The sequence below is a fragment of the Streptomyces sp. ISL-66 genome, assembly GCF_018614135.1.
Taxonomy (GTDB): Bacteria; Actinomycetota; Actinomycetes; order Streptomycetales; family Streptomycetaceae; genus Streptomyces.
Map to the genome: position 1 here is coordinate 1 of NZ_JAGGOW010000196.1, position 19,897 is coordinate 19,897.

General features: G+C 70.9%; 13 protein-coding genes and 1 tRNA gene. 11 read left to right on the forward strand and 3 right to left on the reverse strand.

Annotated elements, in window-relative coordinates; translation table 11 throughout:
• Positions 1–25 precede the first annotated feature (25 nt).
• The 3 genes from J7E97_RS32070 to J7E97_RS32080 all read left to right on the forward strand — a co-directional run bounded on the left by J7E97_RS32070 (position 26) and on the right by J7E97_RS32080 (position 1,232).
• Positions 26–101, forward strand: a tRNA-Thr gene (locus J7E97_RS32070).
• A 109-nt stretch (positions 102–210) separates the two neighbouring features.
• Positions 211–849: a hypothetical protein gene (locus J7E97_RS32075; protein ID WP_215034585.1), complete on the forward strand. Its 639-nt coding sequence runs from the start codon at positions 211–213 to the stop codon at positions 847–849.
• Positions 850–1,019: 170 nt separating this feature from the next.
• Positions 1,020–1,232: a hypothetical protein gene (locus tag J7E97_RS32080; protein WP_215034588.1), complete on the forward strand. Its 213-nt coding sequence runs from the start codon at positions 1,020–1,022 to the stop codon at positions 1,230–1,232.
• A gap of 20 nt (positions 1,233–1,252) precedes the next feature.
• On the opposite strand, the gene J7E97_RS32085 is transcribed toward J7E97_RS32080, so the two are convergent.
• Positions 1,253–3,775: a SpoIIE family protein phosphatase gene (locus tag J7E97_RS32085; protein ID WP_215034590.1), complete on the reverse strand. Its 2,523-nt coding sequence runs from the start codon at positions 3,773–3,775 to the stop codon at positions 1,253–1,255.
• A 225-nt stretch (positions 3,776–4,000) separates the two neighbouring features.
• On the opposite strand from J7E97_RS32085, the gene J7E97_RS32090 reads away from it, so the two are divergent.
• From J7E97_RS32090 to J7E97_RS32125, 8 genes are all read left to right on the forward strand, one after another.
• Entirely contained in the window at positions 4,001–9,505 is a 5,505-nt protein-coding gene (locus tag J7E97_RS32090) for a HAMP domain-containing protein (protein ID WP_215034592.1), read from the forward strand.
• 236 nt (positions 9,506–9,741) lie between these two features.
• Positions 9,742–10,428 (forward strand): two-component system response regulator, encoded by a 687-nt coding sequence (locus tag J7E97_RS32095; RefSeq protein WP_215034594.1) that lies wholly within the window; start codon positions 9,742–9,744, stop codon positions 10,426–10,428.
• 144 nt (positions 10,429–10,572) lie between these two features.
• On the forward strand, positions 10,573–13,401 hold the full coding sequence (locus J7E97_RS32100; RefSeq protein ID WP_215034596.1) for a DNA translocase FtsK: 2,829 nt from the start codon (positions 10,573–10,575) through the stop codon (positions 13,399–13,401).
• Positions 13,402–13,605: 204 nt separating this feature from the next.
• Positions 13,606–14,502 (forward strand): helix-turn-helix domain-containing protein, encoded by an 897-nt coding sequence (locus tag J7E97_RS32105; RefSeq protein WP_215034597.1) that lies wholly within the window; start codon positions 13,606–13,608, stop codon positions 14,500–14,502.
• A gap of 114 nt (positions 14,503–14,616) precedes the next feature.
• A complete protein-coding gene (gene rimO / locus J7E97_RS32110) occupies positions 14,617–16,110 on the forward strand; it encodes a 30S ribosomal protein S12 methylthiotransferase RimO (protein WP_215034604.1) in 1,494 nt (497 codons plus the stop codon).
• The gene (gene pgsA, locus J7E97_RS32115) at positions 16,107–16,760 is read left to right on the forward strand and encodes a CDP-diacylglycerol--glycerol-3-phosphate 3-phosphatidyltransferase (protein ID WP_215034606.1); all 654 of its coding nucleotides are present in this window, start codon (positions 16,107–16,109) and stop codon (positions 16,758–16,760) included. Before rimO ends, pgsA begins: the two co-directional genes overlap by 4 nt.
• A 137-nt stretch (positions 16,761–16,897) precedes the next feature.
• Positions 16,898–17,437, forward strand: coding sequence for a CinA family protein (locus J7E97_RS32120; protein ID WP_215034610.1), 540 nt, complete (start codon positions 16,898–16,900; stop codon positions 17,435–17,437).
• A gap of 109 nt (positions 17,438–17,546) precedes the next feature.
• On the forward strand, positions 17,547–17,927 hold the full coding sequence (locus tag J7E97_RS32125) for a helix-turn-helix domain-containing protein (RefSeq protein WP_112451800.1): 381 nt from the start codon (positions 17,547–17,549) through the stop codon (positions 17,925–17,927).
• A gap of 529 nt (positions 17,928–18,456) precedes the next feature.
• Here the strand turns inward: J7E97_RS32125 and J7E97_RS32130 are convergent.
• Positions 18,457–19,224, reverse strand: a complete 768-nt coding sequence (locus J7E97_RS32130) for an SDR family NAD(P)-dependent oxidoreductase (protein ID WP_215034608.1) — start codon at positions 19,222–19,224, stop codon at positions 18,457–18,459.
• 36 nt (positions 19,225–19,260) lie between these two features.
• Positions 19,261–19,897: zinc finger domain-containing protein (locus J7E97_RS32135; RefSeq protein ID WP_285428953.1), on the reverse strand; the 637-nt coding region annotated here is incomplete at its 5' end.

Consider the following 19,897-nt stretch of genomic DNA (forward strand, 5'->3'; position numbering starts at 1 on the left):
AGAGTAGGACGCCGCCGAACAACCCGCCCTTTTAGCTCAGTCGGTAGAGCGTCTCCATGGTAAGGAGAAGGTCAACGGTTCGATTCCGTTAAAGGGCTCCAAAACGAGAAGGCCCCCGCCATTGGTGGGGGCCTTTTTGCGTTTCCCCGAGTTCTCCTGAGTATCCTTCGGGTTGATCTTGAGGATGTTGTTCAACGGGAGGAACGCGTGATGTCGGATCAGACTCCGGCTGAGGCCGAGTTCGAACAGGCCTGGGCCGACGAGAGGTATACCCGGGCGGTTCTGCCGGACGTGGACGTGAACCGGATCCTGGGCGAGCGGTACGTCGCCGCGGAGCCGGTGGCCCTGGACCGGGCGGGGGTCTGGGACATGGAGGTCCGGAAGGCCGGCAATCCGGGTGCCTTCATTCCGAACGTCATCAAGGAGGGCTCTGCCTCCGCCTGGGTGCCGGGCCGGGCGGGTGCGGAACTGGGGGCCGAGTTCGTCAGGCAGTCGCAGCAGAGGCTGTGGCTGGAGCCGGACGCGTACGGGCTCGTGCTCGAGGAGACGTACCTGAACCACGACCGGCAGGTGGTCACCTTCCTCGGCCGGGAGACCTTCTCCGACGTGCAGGGTGCTCCCCTGCACGCGGACGACCGCCAGCCGCTGTTCCACGTACAGCACGGGGTCGCGGGTACGGACGAGCAGCCGCTCAATACCTGGCGGATCGTCCTGCTGACCGATGAGCCGGACGACCGGCTGGTGAAGGTCTTCGACCGGATGGCGGGTGATCCTTGGCTGCCCGAGTTCGTCGAGCTGTACGTGCGGGACGTGCTCGGGATCGCGCTGGCGCGTCGGGACGACGTCTGAGGGACCGGCGTATAAGGGCCTCTGCCTTGTGGCGGGGGCCCTTTTCCGTGTGCAGGGGTTCCGGGAGTCCTCGTCAAGCCCCGAATCTTCGGGCCGTGACCAGGGGCGGGGTTCGGGGCGCAATGGGATCAGCGGAAGTTCCAAGGCCCTCGATCCATGGAAGGAACGCCATGAGCACCGAACGGATCCGACACCTCGCCCCCACGTTCAGGACGGCCCCGGCTGCCGACGGCGCCTACTCGTCCCCGTCCCTGCCGCCGTCCATGTCCCCTTCCCGGTCCGATGCCGGCCGTGACGCGGTCGTCGAGACGGGCTCCGCTCCCTGGACCGGGGAAATGGCGCCCCCGTCGTTCATGATCCTCGTGGCGGGGCCCCGTCGGTAAGGCGAGTGGCGCGACGGTGCTCAGTCGCCGTCGCGCTGCTGGGGGATGCGGAAGGCGAGGATGGCCATGTCGTCGGAGGCGGGCTCGGCGGCGAAGCGTTCCACCGCGCGCAGGACGCGGGAGGCGACGGCGCCGGCGGTGAGGCCCGTACAGGTGCTGAGGACCTCGGTGAGGCCGTCGTCGCCGAGCATGCGGGTGCCCTCGCGGCGTTCGGTGATGCCGTCCGTGACGCAGAGCAGGACGTCGCCCGGTTCCAGGGTGAGGGTCTGCTCGTAGAGGTCGAGGTCGTCGAGGACGCCGAGGAGGGGCTGAGGGTCGGCGGCCGGGGTGACCTCGCCGTTCGGGCGCAGCCGCAGCGGGAGCGGGTGGCCGGCGCAGACGACCTTCATGTGGGCGCTGCCGTCGGGCTGGGGGTGGAGCTCGCCGTAGAGGAGGGTGAGGAAGCGGCTGCGGTCGCCCTCGTCGAGGATCGCCGCGTTGAGGCGTTCCAGTACGGCCGGGCCGCCGAGGCCCTCGCGGGCCAGCAGGCGCAGGGCGTGACGGGCCAGGCCGGTGACGGCGGCCGCCTCGGGGCCCGTACCGCAGACGTCGCCGATGGCGAACCCGTAGACACCGGGGCGGATCGGGAAGACGTCGTAGAAGTCGCCGCCCACCTCGTTGCCCTCGCCGGCCGCGCGGTAGATGACCTCGACCTCGATGCCCGGGATCGCGGGGGAGTCGGGAGGCAGCAGGCTGCGCTGGAGGGAGCGGCTGATGGCGGTGCGCTCGGAGTACAGGCGGGCGTTGTCCAGGGCGAGGGCGGCTCGGCGGGAGAGGTCCTCGGCGAGTTCGAGGATCTCCTGGCGGAAGTGCTCCTCGGACGGCTTGCCGAGGGTCAGCATGCCGATGACGCGGTTGCGGGCGAGCAGGGGGAGGACCACCGTCTCGCCGCCGACCGCGAGGGTCGTCGCGGGCCAGGGGCGGGCGCCGGCCTCGCGGACCGGTTCGGGCGGGCTGACCTTGGCGAGCAGGGCCTTGAGGCCGTCGATGCGCTCCTCGTCCTCGTGCAGCACGTAGGAGAGGTACGGGTCGGAGGACGGGTCGGCGATCGTGTAGACGGCGCACCAGGTGGCGAGGGTCGGGACGGTCATCTGGGCCATGAGGGCCAGGGTCTGGTCCCGGTCGAGGGTGCCGGCGAGCAGGTCGGAGGCTTCGACGAGGAAGGACAGGGAGCCGCGTCGCAGCCGTTCGAGCTCGCCGAGGCGGGCGGATTCGACGGCCAGGGCGATGCGGTCGGCGGCGAACTGGAGGCGCAGGGCCTCGTCGTTCGAATAGCGCCCGGGGGCCTCGGTGGCCACGCCGAGGGAGCCGGTGAGGCGGCCCTCGACCTTGAGGGGGACGGTGATCGCGGAGCGCATGCCGGTGGATTCCAGGAGCGGAACGGCTCCGGGGGACACGGCGAGGTCGTCGTGGACCGCGGGCATGCGGGCGCTGCCGTACCGGTTGGTGCCGGCTTCGATGGGGACGCGGGCGAAGCGCTGGCGGGTGGAGGGCAGGCCGGTGGTGGCGCGGACCTCGAGCTCGGTCTCGTCGTCGGTGGCCAGGAGGAGGAAGGCGGAGTCGGCGTCCAGGAGGTCGCGGGCGCGTTCCACGGTGCGCTGGAGGAGCCCTTCGAGGTCGTCGGGGGCGGGGGAGCCGATGAAGATCTGGAAGGGGTCGGCGGGGCGCGGGTCGACGAGGTGGCCGTCGATGGCCGGGACGCGTGCGGGGGTCTGCAGGAGGGCGCGCTCGTCGTCGTGGACCAGGAGGCAGACGATGGAGGGCTCGCCGTGGGCATCGCGGACCCGCAGGTGGGAGGCGTAGACGGGGATGACGCGGCCGTCGGCGCCGCGGATCCCGTAGCTGCCCTCCCAGCGGGACAGGCGCAGGGCCTCGGCGATGCCGGTGCCGGTGCCGGGGGTCTGCGGCCAGGCGGCGAGCTCGGCGAGGGGGCGGCCGACGGCCTTCTCGGCGGGGTGGCCGAAGACGATCTCGGCGTCCTCGTTCCAGGCGGAGATGATGTCGTTGGCGTCGACCTGGAGGACGGCGACGCGGACCCGGCTGTCGGCGAGGGGAAGCAGCTGGTCGGGGACGAGGGGGCCCGCGGACCGGGTACCGACCGGACGGTCCGGCAGGTCGATGCGGAACCACACGTGTTTGTGCGCGGCGGTGTATTCGACGCCCCAGCGGGTGGCGAGGGCCGCGCAGAGCATCAGCCCGCGGCCGCTCTCGCGGTCGGGGTCGGCGTAGGGGCGCTCGCCGGGGAGCTGGAGCGGGAGCTCGCGCTCCGGGTAGCGGTCGGCGACCTCGATCCGGACGCCGTCCTCGGTACGCAGGCACAGGACTTCCGCGCTGGTGCCGGCGTGGATCACGGCATTGGTGACGAGCTCGCTGGTGAGCACCACCGCGTCGTCGACGATGTCCGCGAAGCCCCAGCCTTGGAGGGTGTCGCGGACGAACGCGCGGGCAGCGGCGACAGAGCGCCCTAGGGGATCGAAACTGGCAGCCGCCCGTGCCGTGATCACTAGTCTCCTTCGACGCGGTGGACATCGGGTGTCAGGGTACTTACCTTCGCGGTGGCCAGGGTGCCGTCGTCGGGGAATCCACCCGCAGGGTACGGCCGGTGTGCGATGGTGCCGGAGTGTTATGGCCGGGTTCGGCCGGGGTGAAACACTGGGCAGGCTTGGAGTCGGGTAGTGATGAGCAAGGTGCCCGGTGAAACGACGGTCGACCCTTTCGGGAGGGACACGGTGGAGTCTGGCGCGGCGGTGCGGCGTACGGGAACGCGTCCGAAGGGCGGACGGTCCCGGCGGGGCAGCACGACGGAAGTGGATACCGCGGCACTGAACAGGCTGCTCACGGCCTTGGTGTCGATGCGCGACGGAAACTTCCGCAAGCGGCTGACGGTGTCCGGCGACGGCGTGATGGCGGAGATCGCCGCCGTCTACAACGAGGTCGCCGACCGGAATCTCCACCTGACCGGGGAGCTGTCACGGGTGCGGCGGATGGTGGGCCGCGAGGGAAAACTGAGCGAACGGCTGGAAACGGGCGCCTGTGAGGGCTCCTGGGCGGCTGCCATCGACGCCTCGAACCAGCTGGTGGACGACCTGGCCCGGCCGGTGTCCGAGGTGGGCCGGGTGCTGTCCGCGGTCGCCGAGGGCGACCTCGACCAGCGGATGGACCTGCGGACGCAAACGGCGGACGGGGTCGGCCATCCGCTGCGCGGGGAGTTCCTGAAGGTCGGGCGGACGGTCAACAACCTGGTCGACCAGTTGTCGGCGTTCACCGACGAGGTGACGCGGGTGGCGCTGGAGGTGGGCACCGAGGGCAAGCTCGGCGGCCAGGCCCAGGTGCGTGGGATGTCCGGATCCTGGAAGGATCTGACCGACTCCGTCAACACGATGGCGTACCGGCTCACCGCCCAGGTGCGTGACATCGCCCTCGTGACGACGGCGGTGGCCAAGGGCGATCTGTCGCGCAAGGTCACGGTGCACGTGGCCGGCGAGATGCTCCAGCTGAAGAACACCGTCAACACGATGGTGGACCAGCTGTCCTCGTTCTCCTCCGAGGTGACCCGCGTGGCGCGCGAGGTGGGTACGGAGGGTGAGCTCGGCGGCCAGGCGAAGGTGCCCGGGGTCGCGGGCGTCTGGAAGGACCTGACCGACTCCGTCAACACGATGGCCGGCAACCTGACGGCCCAGGTGCGCGGCATCGCCCAGGTGACGACGGCCGTGGCCAGCGGAGACCTGTCGCAGAAGGTCCGGGTCAGCGCGCGCGGCGAGGTCGCGCAGCTGGCCGAAACGATCAACCAGATGACGGAGACGCTGCGGACCTTCGCGGACGAGGTCACGCGCGTGGCCAGCGAGGTCGGGGCGAAGGGCCTGCTCGGCGGCCAGGCGCAGGTGCCGGGCGCGGCCGGGACGTGGAAGGACCTCACCGATTCGGTGAACACGGTCTTCCGCAACCTCACCACGCAGGTGCGGGACATCGCGCAGGTGACGACGGCCGTGGCCAACGGAGACCTGTCGCAGAAGGTCACCGTGAACGTGGCCGGCGAGATGCTGGAGCTGAAGAACACCGTCAACACGATGGTGGACCAGCTCCAGTCCTTCGGTGCCGAGGTGACGCGCGTGGCCCGCGAGGTCGGCGTGGAGGGCGAGCTCGGCGGCCAGGCGCAGGTGCCGGGCGCGGCCGGGACGTGGAAGGACCTCACCGACTCGGTGAACACCGCTTTCCGCAACCTCACCGGCCAGGTGCGCAACATCGCGCAGGTGACGACGGCCGTGGCCAACGGAGACCTGTCGCAGAAGGTCACGGTGGACGTCTCGGGCGAGATGCTCCAGCTGAAGAACACCGTGAACACGATGGTCGACCAGCTGTCCTCCTTCGCCGACCAGGTCACGCGGATGGCCCGGGACGTGGGTACGGAGGGCAGGCTCGGCGGGCAGGCGCGGGTCGAGGGGGTGTCCGGCACCTGGAAGGAGCTCACCGACTCGGTCAACTTCATGGCCGGGAACCTGACCTCGCAGGTGCGCCAGATCGCCCAGGTGACCACGGCGGTCGCCCGCGGCGACCTGTCCCAGAAGATCGACGTGGACGCCCGGGGCGAGATCCTGGAGCTGAAGAACACCATCAACACGATGGTCGACCAGCTCTCGGCCTTCGCGGAGCAGGTGACCCGGGTGGCCCGGGACGTGGGTACCGAGGGCCGGCTCGGCGGCCAGGCCCAGGTGCCGGGTGTGGCCGGAGTGTGGCGGGACCTGACGGACTCGGTGAACGGCATGGCCGGGAACCTGACCTCGCAGGTGCGCAACATCGCGCAGGTCGCCACCGCGGTGGCCCGCGGTGACCTGTCGCAAAAGATCGAGGTCGACGCCCGGGGCGAGATCCTGGAGCTGAAGAACACCCTCAACACGATGGTGGACCAGCTCTCGAACTTCGCGGAGCAGGTGACGCGGGTGGCCCGGGAGGTGGGCACCGAGGGCATCCTCGGCGGCCAGGCGGAGGTGAAGGGCGTCTCCGGCACCTGGAAGGACCTCACGCAGTCCGTCAACTTCATGGCGAACAACCTGACCTCGCAGGTGCGCAACATCGCCGAGGTCACCACGGCGGTCGCCATGGGAGACCTCTCCAAGAAGATCACGGTCGACGCGAAGGGCGAGATCCTCGAACTGGTCACCACCGTGAACACGATGGTCGACCAGCTGTCCTCGTTCGCCGAGCAGGTGACGCGGGTGGCCCGCGAGGTGGGCACCGAGGGCATCCTCGGCGGCCAGGCCCGGGTGCGGGGGGTGACCGGCATCTGGAAGGACCTCAGCGACAACGTCAACACCATGGCCGGGAACCTGACGGCCCAGGTGCGCGGGATCGCCCAGGTCTCGACGGCGGTGGCCAACGGCGACCTGACCAAGACGGTCACGGTCGAAGCCCGGGGCGAGGTCGCTCAGCTCGCCGACACCGTGAACACGATGGTGAAGACGCTGTCCTCCTTCGCGGACGAGGTCACGCGCGTGGCCCGCGAGGTGGGCACGGAGGGACGCCTCGGCGGCCAGGCGCACGTGCCGGGGGTTTCCGGGACGTGGAAGGACCTCACCGACTCGGTGAACTTCATGGCCTCCAACCTGACCGGTCAGGTGCGGCAGATCGCCATGGTCACGACCGCCATCGCCAAGGGCGACATGACCAAGAAGATCGACATCGATGCGCGGGGCGAGATCCTGGAGCTGAAGACGACCATCAACACGATGGTCGACCAGCTGTCCTCCTTCGCCGACCAGGTGACCCGGGTGGCGCGCGAGGTGGGCACCGAGGGCATCCTGGGCGGTCAGGCCCGGGTCCGGGACGTGGACGGCACCTGGCGGGACCTGACGGAGTCCGTGAACGAGATGGCAGGGAACCTTACGCGGCAGGTGCGCGCCATCGCGGCCGTGGCCACGGCCGTGACCCGCGGCGACCTCAACCTCAAGATCGACGTGGACGCGGCGGGCGAGATCCAGGTCCTCCAGGACAACATCAACACGATGATCGCCAACCTGCGCGACACCACCTTGGCCAACAAGGAGCAGGACTGGCTCAAGGGCAACCTCGCCCGGATCTCCGCCCTGATGCAGGGCCGCCGCGAGCTGGACGACGTGGCCTCGCTGATCATGAGCGAGCTGACCCCGGTGGTCTCCGCGCAGCACGGCGCCTTCTTCCTGGCCCTGCCGGCCGGGGGCGTCACCGAGATCGGACGGGAGGGGGGCGCGGAGGGCTCGTACGAGCTGCGGATGCGCGGGAGCTACGCCTACGCCGGCGGGCAGATGCCCGTCTCGTTCCGGCCCGGGGAGGGGCTGATCGGGACCGTCGCCGAGGAGAAGCGGACGATCCTGATCGAGAACACCCCGCCCGGCTACCTGAAGATCTCCTCGGGGCTCGGCGAGGCCCCGCCGGCGCACGTGATCGTGCTGCCGGTGCTCTTCGAGGGGAAGGTGCTCGGCGTCATCGAGCTGGCCTCCTTCCAGCCCTTCACACAGATCCAGAAGGACTTCCTCAGCCAGATCGCCGAGATGATCGGTACGAGCGTCAACACCATCTCCGTCAACTCCAAGACGGAGATGCTCCTCAAGCAGTCGCAGGAGATGACCGAGCAGCTGCGCGAGCGCTCCGACGAGCTGGAGAACCGGCAGAAGGCCCTCCAGGCCGCCAATGCCGAACTGGAGGAGAAGGCCGAGCTGCTGGCCCAGCAGAACCGGGACATCGAGGTGAAGAACACCGAGATCGAGGAGGCGCGCCAGGTCCTGGAGGAGCGCGCCGAACAGCTCGCGGTCTCGATGCGCTACAAGTCCGAGTTCCTGGCGAACATGTCGCACGAGCTGCGGACCCCGCTCAACTCCCTGCTCATCCTGGCCAAGCTGCTCGCCGACAACGCGGACGGGAACCTCTCGCCGAAGCAGGTGGAGTTCGCCGAGACCATCCACGGGGCCGGCTCGGACCTGCTCCAGCTGATCAACGACATCCTCGACCTCTCGAAGGTCGAGGCGGGGAAGATGGACGTCTCGCCGACCCGGATCGCTCTGGTCCAGCTCGTCGATTACGTCGAGGCCACCTTCCGGCCGCTGACGGCGGAGAAGGGGCTCGACTTCTCGGTACGGGTCTCGCCGGAGCTCCCGGCGACCCTGCACACCGACGAGCAGCGACTCCTGCAGGTGCTGCGCAACCTGCTGTCGAACGCGGTGAAGTTCACCGACACCGGGGCCGTGGAGCTGGTGATCCGGCCCGCCGGCGCCGATGTGCCGATCGCCATCCGCGAGCAGCTCCTGGAGGCCGGTTCGCTGCGGGAGGCGGACGGCGACCTGATCGCCTTCTCGGTGACCGACACCGGGATCGGGATCGCCGCGAGCAAGATGCTGGTGATCTTCGAGGCGTTCAAGCAGGCCGACGGGACGACCAGCCGCAAGTACGGCGGCACCGGACTCGGGCTGTCGATCAGCCGGGAGATCGCCCGGCTGCTGGGCGGGGAGATCCACGCGGCGAGCGAGCCGGGCCGCGGCTCGACCTTCACGCTGTACCTGCCGCTGCACCCGAGCGAGCTGCCCCCGCAGGGGTACGCGCCGCCCACGCCCGGCGGGGCCCGCGCCGAGCTGTACCGCAGGCCGGCCGCGGAGGAGGCGCGCCCCGCGCTGCCGGTGGCACCGACCGAGCCGGGCCCCGTAGTGGACGCCCAGCCGGTGGCCCTGCCCCGCGCCGGGGGGCCGGCCGGGCAGGGGACGTCGGCGCTGTTCCGGCGGCGCCGCAAGGCCCTGAGCGAGCCGCTGCTGCGGGCGGAGGTGCCGGGGCAGGGCGACGCGGAGGCCTGGACCGTCGAGGAGCCGCTGCCGGTGGCGCCGCGGGCGTACGACTTCCACGGCGAGCGGGTGCTGATCGTGGACGACGACGTCCGGAACGTGTTCGCGCTGACCAGCGTGCTGGAACAGCACGGGCTGGCGGTGCTGTACGCGGAGAACGGCCGGGAGGGCATCGAGGTCCTGGAGCAGCACGACGACGTGGCGCTCGTGCTGATGGACATCATGATGCCGGAGATGGACGGGTACGCGACGACCTCGGCGATCCGGCGGATGCCGCAGTTCGAGGGGCTGCCGATCATCGCGCTGACGGCGAAGGCGATGAAGGGGGACCGGGAGAAGGCCATCGAGTCCGGAGCTTCGGACTATGTGACCAAGCCGGTCGAGCCCGACTACCTACTGTCGGTCATGGAAGGGCATATGCGGGAAAAGTGATGCGGAAGCGGGCGGGCACGGAGGGACTCGAGAGGGAACCTTCTGCCCTCCCGCCACGTTTCCGCTTCGTGCACAGTGACATCTTGGTGACAGGGTGTGGCGATCTCGGGACTGGGGCTACGATGACCGGCACAAGGACGGACGGCGCAAGGATGCCGTCCTCTGGGGCGGGGCCCGGCGCACACGCCGGTGCCAGGAGCCGGGGAGGCCCCATGCCGGGGCGAGGAGGACAGGGCATGGTGCAGAAGGCCAAGATCCTCCTGGTCGACGACCGGCCGGAGAATCTGCTGGCGCTGGAGGCCATCCTCTCCGCGCTCGATCAGACACTGGTCCGGGCGTCGTCGGGGGAGGAAGCGCTCAAGGCGCTGCTGACGGACGATTTCGCGGTCATCCTGCTGGACGTGCAGATGCCGGGCATGGACGGTTTCGAGACGGCCGCGCACATCAAGCGGCGGGAGCGGACCCGGGACATCCCGATCATCTTCCTCACCGCGATCAACCACGGTCCGCACCACACCTTCCGCGGGTACGCGGCGGGCGCGGTGGATTACATTTCGAAGCCCTTCGACCCGTGGGTGCTGCGGGCCAAGGTGTCGGTGTTCGTGGAGCTGTACACGAAGAACTGCCAGCTGCGCGAGCAGGCGGCGCTGCTGAGGCTCCAGCTGGAGGGCGGCAGCTCCAACGGCGCGGTGGACGGCTCGAAGGAGACGGCGGGCCTGCTGGCCGAGCTCTCCGCGCGGCTCGCCGCGGTGGAGGAGCAGGCGGAGGCGCTGTCCAAGCAGCTCGGCGAGGAAGCGGCCGATCCGGCGGTGGTGGCGACCGCGGCCCATCTGGAGCGCAAGCTCACCGGACTGCGGCGGGCGCTCGACGCGCTGGAGCCGGGGACCGGGAGCGGCGTCACGGTGCTGCCCGTGCAGGGCTGAAGGCCGTAGGGGTCCGGCCGCGGCCCCGCTTGGCGCTCCGTCAGGTCTGGCGCCGCGTCAAAGCGGGGTTGCCCGGGGCGACACGAACGGGTGAAGCGGTGGGCACGCGTGTCCACCGGCACGCGCACCGGTAACCTCGGCCCCATGGCCTCAAGTACGTCCGGTAAGGGTTCCCAGAGCACCGCGGGCACCGCGAAGGGCCGCACCGGCCGTACGACGGCGCCGGCGAAGAAGGCTGCCCCCGCGCGCAAGCCGCCCGCCAAGAAGGCCGCGGCGGCCAAGCGCGCCCCCGTCAAGAAGGTCGCGCCCAAACCCGCGCCGTCGCCCACCGGGGGCGTGCTGCGGCTGGTGCGCGCCCTGTGGCTCGGCATCGCGCACGCCATCGGCGCCGTCTTCCGCGGCGTCGGCCGGGGAGCGAAGAACCTCGACCCGGCCCACCGCAAGGACGGCCTCGCGCTGCTGCTCCTCGCACTCGCGCTGATCGTCGCCGCCGGGACCTGGTCGAACCTGAGCGGGCCCGTCGGAGACCTGGTCACCATGCTGGTCACCGGTGCCTTCGGGCGTCTGGACCTGCTGGTGCCGATCCTGCTCGGCGTCATGGCGGTACGTTTCATCCGCCACCCCGAACAGGCCGACGCCAACGGCCGCATCGGCATCGGGCTCTCCGCGCTGGTCATCGGAGTCCTGGGGCTCGTACACATCGCCTGCGGAGCCCCCGGGCGGGACGAGGGCACCACCGCGATGCAGAACGCGGGCGGCCTGATCGGCTGGGGCGCCTCGAAGCCGCTGATCTTCACGATGGGCGCGCCGCTGGCCGTGCCGATGCTGGTGCTGCTCACCGTCTTCGGTCTGTTGGTGGTCACCGCCACCCCCGTCAACGCGATCCCGCAGCGGCTGCGCGGCGCGGGGATCCGGCTCGGGGTCATCGCGCCGAGCAGGTACGACGAGGCGTACGGGGAACAGGGCGAGGGAGCCGACGAGCAGGACCGGCAGGGACGGCACGACCGGCACGACGCCGAGCGGTGGCGGGCCCGTACGGGCGCGGCCGCCGGGTCCGGCGATCCGGCGGACTCCGCCGAGGCGCAGGCGCTCGCCCGGCGGCGCCCCCGGCGGTCCACCGCCGCCCGGCCGGCCATGGACCGCGGGATGGACGCGGTCGACGTGGCCGCCGCGGCCGCGGCCGCGCTCGACGGCGCGGTGTACGGCGGTATGCCGCCTTCCCCGCTGGTCGCCGACCTCACGCACGGCATCTCGGTGGAGCGCGAAGGCGTCGAGTTCACCGCTCCGGTGCCCGGCGCCCGGGGGGAGAAGGCCCCGGAGCCCGAGGCTCCCGAGGTCGCGGCCGCGGCCGTGGAGGCCGAGGCCCCCGAGCGCGCGACCCCGCCGCACGACACCACCGCGGCGGCCTCCGGGACGCTGTCCGTCCCCGACCTGACGAAGGCCCCGCCGCAGGCCCAGGCGCTGCCACCCCGCGCCGAGCAGCTCCAGCTGCGCGGTGACATCACGTACGCCCTGCCCTCGCTGGACCTGCTGGAGCGCGGGGGGCCGGGCAAGACCCGCAGCGCAGCGAACGACGCGGTGGTCGCCTCGCTGACGAACGTGTTCATGGAGTTCAAGGTCGACGCGAAGGTCACCGGTTTCACCCGGGGGCCGACGGTGACGCGCTACGAGGTGACCCTCGGCGCGGCGGTGAAGGTGGAGCGGATCACGGCACTGGCGAAGAACATCGCCTACGCCGTCGCCTCGCCTGACGTGCGGATCATCAGCCCGATCCCGGGCAAGTCCGCGGTCGGCATCGAGATCCCGAACTCCGACCGCGAGATGGTCAACCTCGGCGACGTGCTGCGCCTCGCGGACGCCGCCGAGGACGACCACCCCATGCTGGTCGCGCTCGGCAAGAACGTCGAGGGCGGCTACGAGATGGCCAACCTCGCCAAGATGCCGCACGTGCTGGTCGCCGGCGCCACCGGATCCGGCAAGTCCTCGTGCATCAACTGCCTGATCACCTCGGTGATGGTGCGGGCCACCCCGGAGGACGTCCGGATGGTCCTGGTCGACCCCAAGCGGGTGGAGCTGACGGCGTACGAGGGCATCCCGCACCTGATCACGCCGATCATCACCAACCCGAAGCGGGCCGCCGAGGCGCTCCAGTGGGTCGTGCGCGAGATGGACCTGCGCTACGACGACCTGGCGGCCTTCGGCTACCGGCACATCGACGACTTCAACAAGGCGATCCGCGAGGGCAAGATCAAACTGCCGCCGGGCAGCGAGCGGGAGCTCAGCCCGTACCCGTACCTGCTGGTGATCGTCGACGAGCTCGCCGACCTGATGATGGTGGCCCCGCGCGACGTCGAGGACTCCATCGTCCGCATCACCCAGCTGGCCCGCGCGGCCGGCATCCACCTGGTGCTCGCCACCCAGCGGCCCTCGGTGGACGTGGTGACCGGCCTGATCAAGGCGAACGTGCCCTCGCGGCTCGCGTTCGCCACGTCCTCGCTCGCAGACAGCCGGGTCATCCTCGACCAGCCCGGTGCGGAGAAGCTCATCGGCAAGGGCGACGGGCTGTTCCTGCCGATGGGCGCGAACAAGCCCGTACGGCTCCAGGGCGCCTTCGTCACCGAGGAGGAGATCGCCGGGATCGTGCAGCACTGCAAGGACCAGATGGCGCCCGTCTTCCGCAACGACGTCATGGTCGGGCAGAAGCAGAAGAAGGAGATCGACGAGGAGATCGGCGACGACCTGGACCTGCTGTGCCAGGCGGCGGAGCTCGTCGTCTCGACGCAGTTCGGATCGACCTCGATGCTCCAGCGCAAACTGCGCGTCGGGTTCGCGAAGGCCGGTCGGCTGATGGACCTGATGGAATCCCGGGGGATCGTCGGCCCGAGCGAGGGCTCCAAGGCGCGCGACGTGCTGCTCAAGGCCGACGAGCTCGACGGGGTGCTCGCGGTGATCCGCGGGGAGACGCCCGACTAGCGGGTAAAGCTTCCCGGGGGGCCGTTTCTCCCGGGCCCGCGTCCAGTTGAGGGAGGTGGCGGCGGATGTCCGGCCGCCGCACCGGGCGGAAGCCCCCTGGCCATTCGTATGGCGTAGGAAGACCCCCCTCCGGTTGCTCCACCCTTTCGTCACCCCCCTAGACTGGACATCCAGCAGGTGGCTACACGCTCGAAAGGCGCCCTCGTGTCCATCGGCAACTCCAACTCCCCCGAAGAAGAGCGGCCTTCGACCGACGACCGGTCCGAGGACCTCATCGTCGAACGTTCCGTCGAAGGGCCGTCGATCGGGACGGTCCTCAAGAAGGCCCGGATCGCCGCCGGGCTGACCGTCGACGAGGTCAGTTCCACCACCCGCGTGCGCATTCCGATCGTGCACGCCATCGAATCCGACGATTTCACGCGCTGCGGAGGCGATGTCTACGCCCGCGGCCACATCCGTACGCTCGCCCGCGCCGTGCGCCTCGATCCGGTACCCCTGATCGACAGCTACGACGCGGCCCACGGCGGCCGGCCGGCACCCACCCCCGCCGCGCCGATGTTCGAAGCCGAGCGGATCCGTCCCGAGCGGCAGCGGCCCAACTGGACCGCCGCCATGGTCGCCGCCATCGTCGCCGTGATCGGCTTCGTCGGCTTCACCGCCTTCGGCGGTGGCGACGAGAAGTCCAAGCGGCCGGTGGCGGAAGGTTCCGCCGCGCCGAAGCCCGCACCCACGCCGAATGCCGGCAAGCCGTCCGTCCAGGCACCGCCGGCACCTCAGGCCCCCAAGCCCGAGCCCTCCGACAGCGCCATCGCCGCCGCGCCCAAGGACCTCGTCACGGTCGTCCTGACGGCCAACGACGGCGAGAGCTGGATCTCGGCCAAGGACCACAGTGGCCGGCTCCTCTTCGACGGCACCCTCGCGCAGGGCGAATCGAAGACGTTCACGGACAAGGAGTCCATCGACCTCGTACTCGGCGACGCCGGGGTCGTGAAGCTCTTCGTGAACGGCAAGGAGATCAAGGACCAATTCCAGTCCGGACAGGTGGAACGCCTCACATACACCAAGGACGACCCGCGTCAGGGACAGGCCCAAGCGGGCTGACCAGCGAGGAATGGAAACTTCCGGATCCCCGGAGTGCCGCGCCGCACTCCGGGGATCTTGTCGTACCGGGACGGGAGGCGGGGGCCGGTGCCGGGACGAAGTAGTCTTGAGTCCATGCCCGAACGCCGTACCGTCGCCCTTGTCACTCTTGGCTGCGCCCGTAACGAGGTGGACTCGGAGGAGCTCGCAGGCCGCTTGGCGGCGGATGGCTGGGAGCTCGTCGAGGACGCCGCCGATGCGGACGTAGCCGTCGTCAACACCTGCGGCTTCGTCGAAGCCGCCAAGAAGGACTCCGTAGACGCCCTGCTGGAGGCCAACGATCTCAAGGATCACGGCCGCACGCAGGCCGTCGTAGCCGTCGGCTGCATGGCCGAGCGCTACGGCAAGGAGCTCGCCGAAGCCCTCCCCGAAGCGGACGGCGTGCTCGGTTTCGACGACTACGCCGACATCTCCGACCGCCTGCAGACCATCCTCAACGGCGGCATCCACGCTTCCCACACCCCGCGCGACCGGCGCAAGCTGCTGCCGATCAGCCCGGCCCAGCGCCAGGACGCCGACGTGGCCCTCCCCGGCCACGCCCAGGAGCCGCAGGCTTCCCCCGCGGACCTGCCGGAGGGCCTCGCGCCCGCCTCGGGACCGCGCGCGCCGCTGCGCCGCCGCCTCGACAAGAGCCCGGTCGCCTCGGTCAAGCTCGCCTCCGGCTGCGACCGGCGCTGCTCCTTCTGCGCCATCCCGTCCTTCCGCGGCTCCTTCATCTCCCGCCGCCCCAGCGACGTGCTGGGCGAGACGCGCTGGCTCGCCGAGCAGGGCGTCAAGGAGATCATGCTGGTCTCCGAGAACAACACCTCGTACGGCAAGGACCTCGGCGACATCCGCCTGCTGGAGACCCTGCTGCCCGAGCTGGCCGAGGTGGACGGCATCGAGCGCGTCCGCGTCAGCTACCTCCAGCCCGCCGAGATGCGGCCCGGCCTGATCGACGTACTGACCTCGACCCCCAAGGTCGTCCCGTACTTCGACCTCTCCTTCCAGCACTCGGCCCCCGACGTGCTGCGCGCCATGCGCCGCTTCGGGGACACCGACCGGTTCCTGGAGCTGCTCGACACCATCCGCTCCAAGGCCCCGCAGGCCGGCGTCCGGTCCAACTTCATCGTCGGCTTCCCCGGCGAGAAGGAATCGGACTTCGCCGAGCTGGAGCGTTTCCTCACCCACGCGCGGCTCGACGCCATCGGCGTCTTCGGCTACTCCGACGAGGACGGCACCGAGGCCGTCACGTACGACGGCAAGCTGGACGCCGACACCATCGCCGAGCGCCTCGCCCACATGCAGCGCCTCGCCGAGGAGCTCACCTCGCAGCGCGCGGAGGAGCGGATCGGGGAGACCCTGGAGGTACTCGTCGAGACGGTCGTCCCGATCGACGAGGCGGAGGACGGCGAGGGAGCCTACGGGCGCGCCGCCCACCAGGCTCCCGAGACCGACGGCCAGGTCGTCTTCACGGACGGCGCGGGTCTGGTCCCCGGGCGCATCGTGACGGCCAAGGTCGTCGGCACCCTGGGCGTGGACCTGGTGGCCGAGCCGCTGGGAGTGGATCTTGAGGAGGCGGCCGGATGAGCGGAGCCCCGGCATCCGCGGCGGGCGGGACCGGCCGTCGGCCCGCGCCCGGCGCGAAGCTGGGCGCCGCGGCGGTCAATCAGGCCAGCCTGTGGAACATCGCCAACATCCTGACGATGATCCGGCTGGTCCTGGTGCCGGGCTTCGTGATGCTGCTGCTCGCCGACGGGGGATACGACCCCGTCTGGCGGGCGCTGGCCTGGGCGGCGTTCGCCGTCGCCATGATCACCGACATCTTCGACGGGCACCTGGCCCGTACGTACGACCTCGTCACTGACTTCGGCAAGATCGCCGACCCCATCGCCGACAAGGCGATCATGGGGTCGGCATTGGTGTGTCTGTCGTGGCTCGGTGACCTGCCCTGGTGGGTGACCGGGGTGATCCTCGGCCGGGAACTCGGGATCACGCTCATGCGTTTCTGGGTCATCAGGTACGGGGTGATTCCCGCGAGCCGCGGCGGAAAGCTCAAGACGCTGGCCCAGGGAACGGCCGTGGGCATGTACGTGCTCGCGCTGACCGGGCCGCTGGCGACCTTGCGTTTCTGGATGATGGCGGTCGCCGTTGTCCTGACCGTGGTCACCGGTTTGGATTACATCCGCCAGGCCGTCGTGCTCCGGCGCAAGGGTCTGCCCGCGGAGCGAGCCGCGTAGTGAGCCGAGTGGTGAGCCGCGTGGTGAGCCCGGCGGATCCTGGTAGGGATGGTGTCGTGAGTGCCGGTGTCGTGAGTGCCGCATCGGACGGCGCTGTGACGCAAGAGGCGGGGGATTCTTCTGTGATTCCTGATGCGGTGCGGAATGCCGAAGGGGCCGCCGGGGACACCGGGGCCGTTGCGGCGGACGTGCTGCGCCTGCTCGCGGAGAGTAACGGTACGGTGGCGGTGGCCGAGTCGCTGACGGGCGGCATGGTGGCCGCCGAGCTCACGGCGGTCCCCGGCGCTTCTCGGTCGTTCCGGGGCTCGGTCACCGCGTACGCGACCGAGCTCAAGCACCGCGTCCTGGGCGTCGACGCGGAGCTGCTCGCGGCCGAAGGCGCGGTGAACGCGCAGGTCGCGGCGGAGATGGCGGCGGGAGTCAGACGCGTACTGGGTGCCTCGTGGGGGATCGCGACCACCGGGGTGGCCGGTCCGGACCCCCAGGACGGGCAGCCGGTAGGCACCGTTTTCGTCGCGGTGGAGGGTCCCGGCGGCAGGAAAACGGCCCGGCTGCGGTTGAACGGCTCCCGGGCGGAAATCCGTAGGGAGAGTGCACGGACAGTGCTCGAGCTGCTCGCGAGCGAACTCCGCGAGAATCTGCGGGGGCAGGATACGGAACAGAACGGGGGGATTTGATGTTTGCAGCCCTGAGTGAACACGACATCGCTCCCCGCACGGCCGCCGCGCGAGGCGGTACGGTGGGGCGTGAAGGTTACGGCTACACGGTCAGAGGAGGGAGCCACCGATGATTCTGCTCCGTCGCCTGCTGGGTGACGTGCTGCGTCGGCAGCGCCAGCGCCAGGGCCGTACTCTGCGCGAAGTCTCCTCGTCCGCCCGAGTTTCGCTCGGCTATCTCTCCGAGGTTGAGCGGGGGCAGAAGGAGGCGTCTTCCGAGCTGCTCTCCGCGATCTGCGACGCGCTTGACGTACGGATGTCCGAGCTGATGCGCGAAGTCAGCGACGAGCTGTCGCTCGCCGAGCTGGCACAGTCGGCCGCGGCAAGTGAACCGGTGTCCGCACCGGTCCGCCCCATGCTCAATTCGGTATCCGTGGCCTCGGTCACGGGTGGCCCGGAGCGGGTGACCATCAAGGCGCCCGTGGAAGCGGTGAACGTCGTAGCCGCGTGACGTGCTGCTGAAGAGTGCGTGAGCGTGCGTGAGCGCGTGTGTGAGTGTGGCCGGAGCCCCGGCCGGTGCCTGAGGCACCGGCCGGGGCTCCCGGCTGTTCTGGGTGCGGGCGCGGAGGGGGTGCGGGAGGATTGGGGCTGTCCCGGTCCCCGGCCCTGGGAGGTGGCCGTGCGGCGTGTGCTGCGTCTGCGTATGCGTATACCTGTGGGCCTGGCCCTCGCGCTGGCCGTGGGCGTCCTGTGGTGGTGGGCCGTGCTGCGACTGACGCTGGCGCCGGCCGAGGCCGGGCCCTTGGAGGGCGCGGTCGCCGTCGGGGGATGGGGGCCGGGGGTGCTGCCGGTGCACTGCGTGCCGGGGGTGGCGGGCAGGCGGCGTAGGGCGGCGGAACGGCTTCGTCGCGATGCGGGTCTGGGTGCGGGTCTGGGCGCGGATGCCGATGCGGGCGCGGGTCTGGGTGCGGCTGCGGGTGTGGGTGACGGGTCGTGGGGGGTCGGGGGCGAGGGCTGGGGCGCCGGGGGCGGGGAGGCGGCTACCAGGGCATCGAGACCCCACCGTTCGGGCGAAGGATCTGGCCCGTCATGAAGGACGAGGCGTCCGAAGCGAGGTAGAGCACGGCCTGGGCGATGTCCTCGGGCTCGCCGACCCGGCGCAGCGGGGACATCTGCGTCATCATCGCTTCGGTCCGCTCCTGGACCTCGGGGCCGTGCCGGCCGGTCATCGGCGTGCGGATCCAGCCGGGCGCGACCGCGTTGACGCGGATGCCGTGCGGGCCGGCCTCGGTGGCGAGCGTCTTGGTCAGCTGGACGACGGCGGCCTTGGCGGCGCTGTAGCAGAGCAGGCCGGACTGGGCGGCGTCCACGGCGCCGGAGGCCATCGTGACGATCGAACCGGGGCGGCCCGCGGCGATCATCGAGCGGGCGGCCTCCTGGCAGGTGCGCAGGACCCCCTTGAAGTTGATGTCCAGGACCCGGTCGAGGTCCTCGTCGGTGGTGTCCAGGACGCTGCTGGTGTGCATGATCCCGGCGATCGCGGCGGTGATGTCGAGGGGGCCGGCCTGTGCGACGGCGGCCCTGAGGGCGGCGCGGTCGGTCACGTCGACGGGGTGCACCTCGGCCCGTCCGCCCGCCTTCGTGACCAACTCGGCGGTTTCCTGGAGGCCTTGGGCGTCGCGGTCCGCGCAGTGCACGGCCGCGCCCGCCGCGGCGAGGAGTACGGCGGTGGCGCGGCCTATGCCGCTGGCGGCGCCGGTGATCAGGGCGGTGCGGCCGGTGAGGTCGTACGCAGTGGGTGTGGGCATGCGGGGACCGTACGACCGGATCTGACGGAGCGTCAACTATGGCGTCGGGCCGGATTGGCAGCGGGGGCACCAGTAGGTGGGGCGGCCGTCCTGCGGGGCCTCTCGGAGCGGAGTGCCACAGCGCAGGCAGGGGCGGTGGGCGCGGCCGTAGACGAAGAGGTCCTGACCGGGGCGGCGGCTGCCGGTGGTGTTGCGGCGGCGGTCCTTGTTCGCTTCGAGGAGGCGGTGCGCGGCGGCGGCGATACGGGGGAGCGTGGCCGGCGGGATATCGCCGACGGGGGTCCAAGGGGTGAGGCCGGCGAGGAAGCAGAGCTCGCACTTGTAGATGTTGCCGATGCCGGCCAGGTTGCGCTGGTCGAGCAGGGCTTCGCCGAGGGGGCGCTCCGGGGCGGCGAGGAGGTTCGCGGCGGCGACGGCCTCGTCCCAGTCGGGGCCGAGCAGGTCGGGGCCGAGGTGGCCGACGGCGCGGTGCTCTTCGGAGGTGCGGATCAGTTCGACGACGGGGAGACGGTAGCCGACGGCGGTCTGGTCGGCGGTGGCGAGGATGACGCGGATCTCGTGAACGGGGCCGGCGGGGCGGGCGGGGCCGACGGTTGTGCGGGGTCGGCTGGTGGGGGCCGCGGGGCGGGCGGTTGTGCGGGGGCCGGTGGTGGGGGCGGCGGGGCCGGCGGTC